General features: G+C 71.5%; 9 protein-coding genes. 6 read left to right on the top strand and 3 right to left on the bottom strand.

The genetic code is table 11. The features are described from left to right. The first annotated feature begins 21 nt into the window (after positions 1-21). The gene (locus AB0I06_RS02385) at positions 22-2,163 is read left to right on the top strand and encodes a family 16 glycoside hydrolase (RefSeq protein WP_363117021.1); all 2,142 of its coding nucleotides are present in this window, start codon (positions 22-24) and stop codon (positions 2,161-2,163) included. Here AB0I06_RS02385 and ligD read toward each other — a convergent pair. Then, positions 2,150-3,178 (bottom strand): non-homologous end-joining DNA ligase, encoded by a 1,029-nt coding sequence (gene ligD / locus AB0I06_RS02390; protein ID WP_363116840.1) that lies wholly within the window; start codon positions 3,176-3,178, stop codon positions 2,150-2,152. The genes AB0I06_RS02385 and ligD overlap by 14 nt on opposite strands. A gap of 74 nt (positions 3,179-3,252) precedes the next feature. Between ligD and AB0I06_RS02395 the strand changes: the two genes are divergently transcribed. After that, positions 3,253-4,317, top strand: a complete 1,065-nt coding sequence (locus AB0I06_RS02395; RefSeq protein ID WP_363116841.1) for an ATP-dependent DNA ligase — start codon at positions 3,253-3,255, stop codon at positions 4,315-4,317. A gap of 28 nt (positions 4,318-4,345) precedes the next feature. Here the strand turns inward: AB0I06_RS02395 and AB0I06_RS02400 are convergent, their stop codons facing one another. Next, positions 4,346-5,536 (bottom strand): zinc-dependent alcohol dehydrogenase, encoded by a 1,191-nt coding sequence (locus AB0I06_RS02400; RefSeq protein WP_363116842.1) that lies wholly within the window; start codon positions 5,534-5,536, stop codon positions 4,346-4,348. Positions 5,537-5,757: 221 nt separating this feature from the next. On the opposite strand from AB0I06_RS02400, the gene AB0I06_RS02405 reads away from it, so the two are divergent. Next, a complete protein-coding gene (locus AB0I06_RS02405) occupies positions 5,758-6,750 on the top strand; it encodes a DUF3048 domain-containing protein (RefSeq protein ID WP_363116843.1) in 993 nt (330 codons plus the stop codon). 19 nt (positions 6,751-6,769) lie between these two features. Here AB0I06_RS02405 and AB0I06_RS02410 read toward each other — a convergent pair whose 3' ends face one another. Then, positions 6,770-7,234 carry a MarR family transcriptional regulator gene (locus tag AB0I06_RS02410; RefSeq protein WP_363116844.1) on the bottom strand — a complete coding sequence of 155 codons (465 nt, stop codon included), beginning with the start codon at positions 7,232-7,234 and terminating at the stop codon, positions 6,770-6,772. Between the two features lie 205 nt (positions 7,235-7,439). Between AB0I06_RS02410 and AB0I06_RS02415 the strand changes: the two genes are divergently transcribed. The 3 genes from AB0I06_RS02415 to AB0I06_RS02425 all read left to right on the top strand — a co-directional run. After that, positions 7,440-8,195, top strand: a complete 756-nt coding sequence (locus AB0I06_RS02415; RefSeq protein WP_363116845.1) for a CoA transferase subunit A — start codon at positions 7,440-7,442, stop codon at positions 8,193-8,195. Continuing rightward, complete coding sequence (locus tag AB0I06_RS02420; protein WP_363116846.1) at positions 8,195-8,839, top strand: 3-oxoacid CoA-transferase subunit B; 645 nt, start codon at positions 8,195-8,197, stop codon at positions 8,837-8,839. The genes AB0I06_RS02415 and AB0I06_RS02420 overlap by 1 nt, the downstream gene beginning before the upstream one ends. Next, on the top strand, positions 8,836-9,269 hold a 434-nt coding region (locus tag AB0I06_RS02425), incomplete at its 3' end, for a beta-ketoacyl synthase N-terminal-like domain-containing protein (RefSeq protein ID WP_363117022.1). The genes AB0I06_RS02420 and AB0I06_RS02425, both read left to right, overlap by 4 nt.

Genomic DNA, 9,269 nt, shown 5'->3' on the forward strand with positions numbered 1-9,269 from the left:
CTGCTGGCCGCCCTGCTGGTGATGCTCGGCGTGCAGGCGATGCCCGCGGCCGGGCAGACCAGGGCGCCGGCCGCCGAACAGGTGCTCACCTGGACGGCCGGCAACGACATCGACAAGTACCTCTCGGCGCCGCGGACCGCGGTCGCCGGTCAGGCCACGATCGTCTTCGAGAACAGCGCGGCCACCGGCAACACCACGGGCATGCCGCACACGCTGACGTTCGTGACCAGCGATCCCGAGTTCAACAGCGATGTGCAGCTCAACATCCTGGCCAACCCCAACGACGCCCAGGGCGGCAAGCACACCGCCCAGGTCACGCTCACGCCCGGCCGGTACTTCTACCACTGCACGATCCCCGGCCACGGCCAGATGCAGGGCATCCTGACGGTGACCGAGGGCACCGGCGAGGACACCACCGCGCCCGAGACGTCGGCGCACGTGAGCGGCACGCGGAACACGCAGGGCCAGTACGTGGGCTCCGCGAGCGTGGCGCTGCACGCCACCGACGAGGGCGGCTCCGGCGTGGTCAGGATCGAGTACGCACTCGGTGGCACCGGTGCCCGGCAGCCGTACACCGCGCCGGTCGTGGTCGACCAGGTCGGCGATCACACGGTGCGCTACCGGGCGTTCGACAAGGCCGGGAACGTCTCCGCCGAGAAGAGCACCGCGTTCACGGTGGTGGCGCCCGCGTCGGACGACACCACCGCGCCGGAGACCTCGGCGACGGTGACCGGCGAGCGGAACGCGGACGGTGCGTACATCGACATGGCGACGGTCACCGTCTCCGCCTCCGACACCGGCTCCGGGGTCAACACGATCGAGTACGCGATCGGCTCCGGCGCCTGGCAGCCGTACACCGCGCCCGTGATGGTGCACCAGGTGGGCGAGCACACCGTCCGCTACCGCGCCACCGACAAGGCGGGCAACGTGGCGGCCGAGAAGAACGTGCGGTTCACGGTCGTCGCCGCGCCGCCGCAGGACACCACCCCGCCGGTGACGGGCGTGAGCGTGCAGGGCACGAAGAACTCCGCGGGAGCGTACGTCAACAGCGCCCGGGTGACCGTGACGGCGACCGACGCGCACGGCTCGGGCGTCGACCGGATCGAATACTCGCTCGACGGCGGGCCGTACCTCGCCTACACGGCGCCGGTGGTCGTCGACCGGGCCGGTGCGCACACCGTGGCCTACCGGGCCACCGACAAGGCCGGCAACACCGCGGCGGCCCGCACGGTGTCCTTCACGGTCGTCTCCGGGCAGGTCCCGGCGCCCGACTGCCCCGAGTACGACGAGCGGCTGACGGTGATCGTCGGCACGGCCGACTCGGGGGTGCGCAACCGGGTGACCGACAACCGGTGCCGGATCGGCGAGCTGATCGAGGACGAGAAGGAGTGGACGTCCCACGCCCTGTTCCTCAAGCACGTCACGTCCGTCCTCGACGCGCTGCTGAAGGAAGGCGTGATCGACCAGCGCGAGTACAACGCGATCCGCAAGGCGGCCCGGCAGTCGGGCATCGGCAAGCCCGGGCAGACCGAGGGCTACCGCGCGCTCTTCGACGGCACGGCCGAGTCCCTCGCCAAGTGGCAGCAGGTGGGCGGCGGTTCGTTCGGGCTGAACCCGGACGGGACGATCACCTCCGGCACCACCACCCCCGGCATGGGCATGCTCTGGTTCCCGCAGCGCAAGTACGGCAACTTCTCGCTCAAGCTCCAGTGGCGTGACGACGCGCCCGGCACCGGCAACGCCAACTCCGGTGTGTTCGTGCGCTTCCCGTGGGTCCACGACCACCCGGAGGAGTCCCGGCCCGAGTGGGTCGCCATCAAGTACGGGCACGAGGTGCAGGTGTTCGACCGGCCCGACGGCGACATGTACAAGACCGGGTCGGTCTACGGCTTCGACCGTGTGGGCCTGGCCGGCGCGGGCGTGACGCAGAAGGGCACCTGGAACGACTACGAGATCCGGGTGGAGGGCCAGCACTACTCGGTCTTCCGCAACGGCGTGCTGATCAACGAGTTCGACAACACCGGAGGCCAGGAGTTCACTCCCCCGCGCGCGGACGACCCGGGCACGGACGGGCGGCGCTTCGCCTCCGGCTACATCGGGCTCCAGGTGCACGGCACGACGGACGTGGTCTCGTACCGCGACATCCGGCTCAAGGAGCTGTAGGAGGCGCCTGTTTGCGGGCCCTGCTCGGCTGTACCCGTCTGGGTTCCCCCGGCATCTTCGGATACTCGGGCGGGTACGGCAGGTCGCCCAGCCCGTGGTCGTGCTCGTCACGGCGGGCGAGATCGAGCAGGGCCTCCAGCGAGTAACGGTGGTCGCCCATGTCCGCGTGCACATCGCCGAGTTCGGCGAAGCGCGCGGGCATGGTCGCGAGGTCGAAGTCCTGCGGGTGGGCGACGCCGACCTCCTCCCATCGCAGGGGTGCGGAGACGGGGGCGTGCGGGCGGGGGCGCACCGAGTAGGCGGAGGCGATCGTGCGGTCGCGGGCCGTCTGGTTGTAGTCGATGAAGATCCGCTCGCCCCGCTCCTCCTTCCACCACTTGATGGTGACCTGCTCCGGCATCCGGCGTTCCATCTCCCGGCCGACGGCGATGGCGGCGCGCCGCACCTGGGTGAAGGTCCAGCGCGGTTCGATGGGCACGAAGACGTGCAGGCCCCGGCCGCCGGAGGTCTTGGGGAAACCGCGCAGTCCACCGAACTCGTCGAGCACGGACCGCAGTTCGTGGGCGGCGCGGGCGGCGTCGTCGTAGTCGGTGCCGGGCTGCGGGTCGAGGTCGATACGCAGTTCGTCGGGGCGGTCGACGTCGTCGCGGCGGACCGGCCAGGGGTGGAAGGTGAGCGTGCCGAACTGGGCGGCCCACACCACCGCGCCGACCTCGGTGGGGCACATCTCGTCGGCGCTGCGGCCGCTGGGGAAGGTGATGTGCGCGGTCGGGATCCAGTCGGGCATGTTCTTCGGCGCCCGCTTCTGGAAGAAGTTTTCCCCGCTCACGCCCTCCGGGTAGCGCTCCAGGGTGGTCGGCCGGTCCCGCAGGGCGCGCAGGATGCCGGGCCCGACGGCGATGTAGTAGCGGGCGAGGTCGAGCTTGGTGAAACCGCGCTCGGGAAAGAAGACCTTGTCCGGGCTGGACAGCCGCACGGTCCGGCCGCCGACCTCCAGTTCCACCGCGTCACCCATGCGAGCCACGGTAGGCGTACGCCGCATACCTCGCACATCGGGCGCCAACCGGCGTACGGGCGCAGAATCGACGCATGGATCTGCCCGTGATGCCCCCCGTCCTGCCGATGCTCGCCAAGTCGGTGGCGAAGATCCCGCCCGGGATGCAGTACGAGGCGAAGTGGGACGGGTTCCGGGCGATCGTGTTCCGTGACGGGGACGAGGTCGAGTTGGGCAGCCGGACCGGCAAGCCACTGACCAGGTACTTTCCCGAGCTCGTGACGGCCGTGCGGGAGCGGTTGCCGGAGCGGTGTGTGGTGGACGGGGAGATCGTGATCGCGCGGGAGGGGCATCTGGACTTCGACGCGCTGACCGAGCGGATCCATCCGGCGGACTCCCGGGTGCGGACGCTGGCCGAGCGCACACCCGCCTCGCTCGTCGTGTTCGACGTGCTGGCGCTGGGCGACGAGTCGCTGATGGACGTTGCGCTGACCGGGCGGCGTGAGCGGCTGCTCGGGGAGTTGTCGGGGGTGGCGGCGCCGGTGCACCTGGCGCCGGCGACCACCGACATCGACGTGGCACGGCAGTGGTTCGAGGAGTACGAGGGGGCGGGTCTCGACGGGGTGATCGCCAAGCCGCTGACCGTGCGGTACCGGCCGGACGAGCGTGCCATGTTCAAGATCAAGCACGAGCGGACCGCGGATGTCGTGGTCGCCGGGTACCGCCTGCACAAGAGCGGCCCGGTGGTGGGCTCACTGCTCCTCGGGCTGTACGACGACGGGGGCACGCTCCAGCACGTGGGGGTGTCCGCCGCGTTCACGATGAAGCGGCGCGCCGAGCTGGTGGAGGAACTGGAGCCGCTGCGCATGGACGACGTGTCGGGGCATCCGTGGGCGGCCTGGTCGCAGGAGTCCGCCCACGAGAAGGCCCGGCTGCCGGGGGCGCCGAGCCGCTGGTCGGGCCGCAAGGACCTGTCGTGGGTGCCGCTCCGGCCGGACCGGGTCGCCGAGGTGGCGTACGACCACATGGAGAACGGGCAGCGCTTCAGGCACACGGCCCGTTTCCGCCGCTGGCGCCCGGACCGGACCCCCGAAAGCTGCACCTACGCGCAGCTGGAGGAGCCGGTCCGTTACGACCTCGCCGAGATCCTGGGCGTCTGAGGTACCGGCGCCGGGCACCCGAGGGTGCTCAGGGCTGCATCAGCACCTTGACCGCGCCGTCCTGCTTGCGCTGGAACATCTCGTAGGCGCGCGGCGCGTCCGACAGCGGCACACGGTGCGTGGCGAAGTCGTCGACACCGAGCGGGTCCTCGTCGGTGAGGTAGGGGATGATGTCGTCGGCCCAGCGCCGGACGTTGGCCTGGCCCATCCGCAGCTGGATCTGCTTGTCGAACATGGTCAGCATCGGGAGCGGGTCCGCCATGCCGCCGTAGACACCGGAGAGCGAGATGGTGCCGCCGCGGCGCACCAGCTCGATGGCGGTGTACAGGGCGGCGAGCCGGTCGACGCTGAACCGCTCGGACATCGGCCCGCTCAGCTTGCGCGGCATCACGGCGGCGGCGTTCTGCACCAGCTTGGCGATCGCGCTGCCGTGGGCCTCCGTGCCGACGGCGTCGATGACGGCGTCGGGGCCGCGGCCGTCGGTCTGGTCGCGGATCGCCTCGACGAGTTCCTTCTCGTTGTCGAAGGAGCGCAGGTCGAAGGTCTCCACGCCCCGGGCCTTGGCCCGGCGCAGCCGCTCCGGGACCAGGTCCACGCCGAAGACGCGTCCGGCGCCCCGCACCTGGGCGACGCGGCAGGCCATGTCGCCGATCGGCCCGAGGCCGAGCACGGCGATGCTCCCGCCCTGGGGCACGTCCGCGTAGGCGACCGCCTGCCAGGCGGTGGGCAGTACGTCGGACAGGTAGACGAACCGGTCGTCGGCCGGGCCCTCGGGCACCTTGATGGGGCCGAACTGGGCCTGCGGGACGCGCAGGTACTCGGCCTGGGCGCCCGGCACCGCGCCGTACAGGCGGGTGTAGCCGAACAGGGGCGCGCCCATGCCCTCGCTCTTGACCTGGGTGGTCTCGCACTGGGTGGGCAGGCCGGTCAGGCACATCCAGCAGGTGCCGCAGGCGATCTGGAACGGGACCACCACCCGGTCCCCGACCTGGAGGTCCGGGACGCCCGCGCCCACCTCCTCGACGATGCCCATGGGCTCGTGGCCGAGGATGTCCCCGGGGGTCATGAACGGTGTGAGCACCTCGTACAGGTGCAGGTCGGATCCGCACAGTCCCGAGGAGGTGATGCGGATGACCGCGTCCGTGGGCTCCTCGATCCTTGGATCGGGCACCTCTTCCACCCGCACGTCCCGCTTGCCCTGCCAGGTCACTGCCTTCATCGCCTCGGGCTCCCTCCGTCGGCTGCGCGTCGGTCGGTCGGCGCCGCCCGGGTACCCCTGCTGCCCGGGCCGAACCTCGGGCCGGTCCGCCCCGCCGCCGGGTCGGATCGTGGGCCGATCGGCGGACACCGGGGAGACACCGACTTGCCAAAACCGCTCGACAGTGGGCGCCGATGTTCAGATAAGCGCACAATCTAGACACATCGATGACATGAGGCGCGATGACGACGGTGGGCAGAGGACGGGGCGTGCGCGGGCGGCGCACCACGACGACGGCGGCGCTGCTGGCCGCCCTGGCGACGGCCGCCGCGGCGGGCTGCACGGGCGGGAACGGACCGGGCGACGACGGGCGGGGAACGGACCGGGAGAACCATCGGACGGCTTCGCCGCGAGCCACCGGCCCGTCCGTACTGGCCGTGAAGATCGACAACGCGAGCCCGGCCCGTCCGCACAGCGGTGTCGGCGCCGCGGACGTGGTCTACGCCGAGCAGGTCGAGGGCGGGCTCAGCCGGCTGATGGCGGTCTACGCCACCCGGCTGCCCGAGGTGGTCGGGCCGGTGCGCAGCGCACGCGAGTCGGATCTTGAGCTGCTGCGCCAGTTCGACCGCCCGACGCTCGCCTTCTCCGGCGCGCAGACGAAGCTCCTGCCGCTGATCGACCGGGCTCCACTGCGGGCCGAGACCCCGTCCGACGCCGCCGACGCCTACTTCCGCGGCGACGACCGGCCCGCCCCGCACAACCTCTACCTGCGGCCGGGGCGGCTGCTGCCCGAGGCCCCGGGCAGGGCGGCCCTGACCACCGGTTTCCATTACGGCCCGGCGCCCTCCGGCGGCACGGCGACGGACTCCAGGACGGTGCGCTACCCGGCGGCCCGCTTCACCTTCACGTGGTCGGACTCGCGCGACCGCTGGCTGGTCGGCATGGACGGCGGCTCCGCGGCGACCGCCGACGGCAAGCCGATGGCACCGGCGACGGTCGTGGTGCAGCACGTGAAGGTGCGCGAGTCCGCCTTCCGCGACTTCCTCGGCAACAACACCCCCTACACCGAGACGGTCGGCTCCGGGAAGGCGGAGGTGCTGCGCGACGGGCGGTCCTGGGAGGTGAACTGGAAGCGCGAGAAAGCCGCGGACGGCACCTCGTTCACCACCCGTGACGGCCATCCGGTGAACTTCGCGCAGGGCCAGGTGTGGGTGGTGTTCGCCAAGGCGTCCTGACCGGACCGGGCCGCGTCGGTCAGCGGGGCGCCGCCAGGGGCTCCTCGGGATGGCGCAGCCCCTCCGCCGCGTCCGCGACACGGCGGATGAGGTCGAAGAACACCGTCCGCTCGTCGGCGGTCAGCGGGGCGAGGAACACCTGGTTCATCCGGGCGGTGCGCACGGTCAGCCTGCGATGCGTGCGCACCCCCTCGTCCGTGAGGCGCAGCAGGAAGCGGCGGCCGTCCTGGGGGTCGCGGACCTTGTCGAGCAGGCCGCGCCTGCCGAGCCGGCTGATCACCTCGGCGACGGTGGACCGGTCGAGCCCCACCCGCTCCCCCACCGTGCGCTGATCCAGGCCGGGTTCGGCGACGAGGGCGTTGAGGACCGCGAACTGGGGCGAGGTGATCTCCTCGGAGACCATCGCGTTCCACAGCAGGTAGTGCGCCTGCTGGAGTCGCCGGGCCAGGTGCCCGGGGTGGGTGGTGAGGTCCGCGGCCGCCATGTGCACCCCTCGGTCGTTTCGTCGGTGCACTGAACAATACGCAACGTGCCGAGCCCTGTCTGCCTCCTGCGCACCGGTCCTGCGGTGTATTCGCCGAGGTCTTGACGCCTTCCTGTCCCGGTGGCAGCGTGAGGGGCAGCTCGCGGAAATAGTCAGTGCCCTGATTAATCTGGTCGGGTCGCGCGGAAGAGATGGGGCCTCTCGGATGGACAAGGTGGTCGCCACAGCCCTGGAGGCGGTGGCCGACGTGCCGGACGGCGCGTCGCTCGCCGTGGGCGGTTTCGGGCTGAGCGGTGTGCCGAACGTGCTGATCGAGGCGCTGCACGAGCGCGGCGTTGCCGGTCTTTCGGTGGTGTCCAACAACTGCGGGGCGATGGAGTCGGGCCTGGCGGTCCTGCTCGCCGCCGGCCGGATCGCCCGGGTCACGGGCTCCTACATCGGCGCCAACAAGGAGTTCGCCCGGCAGTACCTGGCCGGGGAGCTGGAGGTCGAGCTGATCCCGCAGGGCACGCTGGCCGAGCGCCTCCGGGCCGGCGGCGCCGGGATCCCCGCCTTCTACACCCCGGCCGGCGTGGGCACCCAGGTCGCCGACGGCGGGCTGCCCTGGCGCTACGACGGTGAGGGCGGCGTCGCGCTCGCCTCGCCGCCGAAGGAGGTCCGGGAGTTCGACGGCACCGAGTACGTGCTGGAGCGCGCCATCCGCACCGACTTCGCCCTGGTCCGGGCCTGGAAGGGCGACCGGCACGGCAACCTGGTCTTCAACAAGTCCTCCCGGAACTTCAACCCGCTGGCCGCGATGGCCGGACGGATCACGATCGCCGAGGTGGAGGAACTGGTGGAGCCCGGGGAGATCGACCCGGACGCGGTGCACCTGCCGGGCGTCTTCGTCCAGCGGGTGCTCGCCCTCACCCCGGAGCAGGCGGCGGACAAGAAGATCGAGCAGCGGACGGTGAGGTCCTGATGGCCTGGACGCGCGAGGAGATGGCCGTCCGGGCGGCACGGGAGCTGCGGGACGGGCAGTACGTCAATCTCGGCATCGGCCTGCCGACGCTCATCCCGAACCACCTTCCCGAAGGTGTCGAGGTCGTCCTGGAGTCGGAGAACGGCATCCTGGGCACCGGCCCCTACCCCACCGAGGACCAGGTCGACCCGGATCTGATCAACGCCGGCAAGGAGACCGTCACGGTCCTGCCGGGCGCCTCCTTCTTCGACTCGTCGCTGTCCTTCTCGATGATCCGGGGCGGGCACATCGACGTGGCCGTGCTCGGTGCCATGCAGGTCTCCGAGCGGGGCGACCTGGCCAACTGGGCCGTTCCCGGCAAGCTGATCACCGGCATCGGCGGGGCGATGGACCTGGTGCACGGCGCCCGTACGGTCGTGGTCGTCATGACGCACACCGCCAAGGACGGCTCACCGAAGATCGTGGCCGAGTGCTCCCTGCCGCTGACCGGCAAGGCCTGCGTCGACCGGGTCATCACCGACCTCGGCGTCCTGGACGTCACCGACGACGGTCTCGTCCTGGTCGAGACCGCTCCGGGGGTCGGCGCCGACGAGATCGTCGCCAGGACCGGCGCCGAACTGACCGTTCCGGAGGGCCTGAAGTGAAGGACGTCTACCTCGTCGACGCGGTCCGCACACCGATCGGCCGCTACAACGGAGGGCTGGCGGGTGTGCGCCCGGACGACCTGGCCGCGCACGCCGTGCGTGAACTCCTGGCCCGTACGCCGGAGTTGGACCCGGCGCGGATCGACGACGTGTACGTCGGCAATGCGAACGGGGCCGGTGAGGAGAACCGCAACGTGGGCCGGATGGCCGCGCTGCTCGCGGGTCTGCCCACGTCCGTGCCGGGTGTGACGGTCAACCGGCTGTGCGCCTCGGGGCTCGAGGCCGTGATCCAGGCGGCCCGCGCCATCGCGCTCGGTGACGCGTCCATCGCGCTGGCCGGCGGCGTCGAGTCCATGACCCGGGCGCCCTACGTGCTGCCCAAGAGCGACAAGCCCTTCCCGGCCGCGCACACCGAGCTGTACTCGACGAC

The sequence above is a fragment of the Streptomyces sp. NPDC050674 genome, from assembly GCF_040654575.1.
Lineage (GTDB): Bacteria > Actinomycetota > Actinomycetes > Streptomycetales > Streptomycetaceae > Streptomyces.

Excerpts from the sequence above, each read along its gene's own strand:
- AB0I06_RS02385 (WP_363117021.1), top strand. The coding sequence starts at position 22 with ATGCTCGGCGTGCAGGCGATGCCCGCGGCCGGGCAGACCAGGGCGCCG.
- ligD (WP_363116840.1), bottom strand. The coding sequence starts at position 3,178 with ATGGGTGACGCGGTGGAACTGGAGGTCGGCGGCCGGACCGTGCGGCTG.
- AB0I06_RS02395 (WP_363116841.1), top strand. The coding sequence starts at position 3,253 with ATGGATCTGCCCGTGATGCCCCCCGTCCTGCCGATGCTCGCCAAGTCG.
- AB0I06_RS02400 (WP_363116842.1), bottom strand. The coding sequence starts at position 5,536 with ATGAAGGCAGTGACCTGGCAGGGCAAGCGGGACGTGCGGGTGGAAGAG.
- AB0I06_RS02405 (WP_363116843.1), top strand. The coding sequence starts at position 5,758 with ATGACGACGGTGGGCAGAGGACGGGGCGTGCGCGGGCGGCGCACCACG.
- AB0I06_RS02410 (WP_363116844.1), bottom strand. The coding sequence starts at position 7,234 with ATGGCGGCCGCGGACCTCACCACCCACCCCGGGCACCTGGCCCGGCGA.
- AB0I06_RS02415 (WP_363116845.1), top strand. The coding sequence starts at position 7,440 with ATGGACAAGGTGGTCGCCACAGCCCTGGAGGCGGTGGCCGACGTGCCG.
- AB0I06_RS02420 (WP_363116846.1), top strand. The coding sequence starts at position 8,195 with ATGGCCTGGACGCGCGAGGAGATGGCCGTCCGGGCGGCACGGGAGCTG.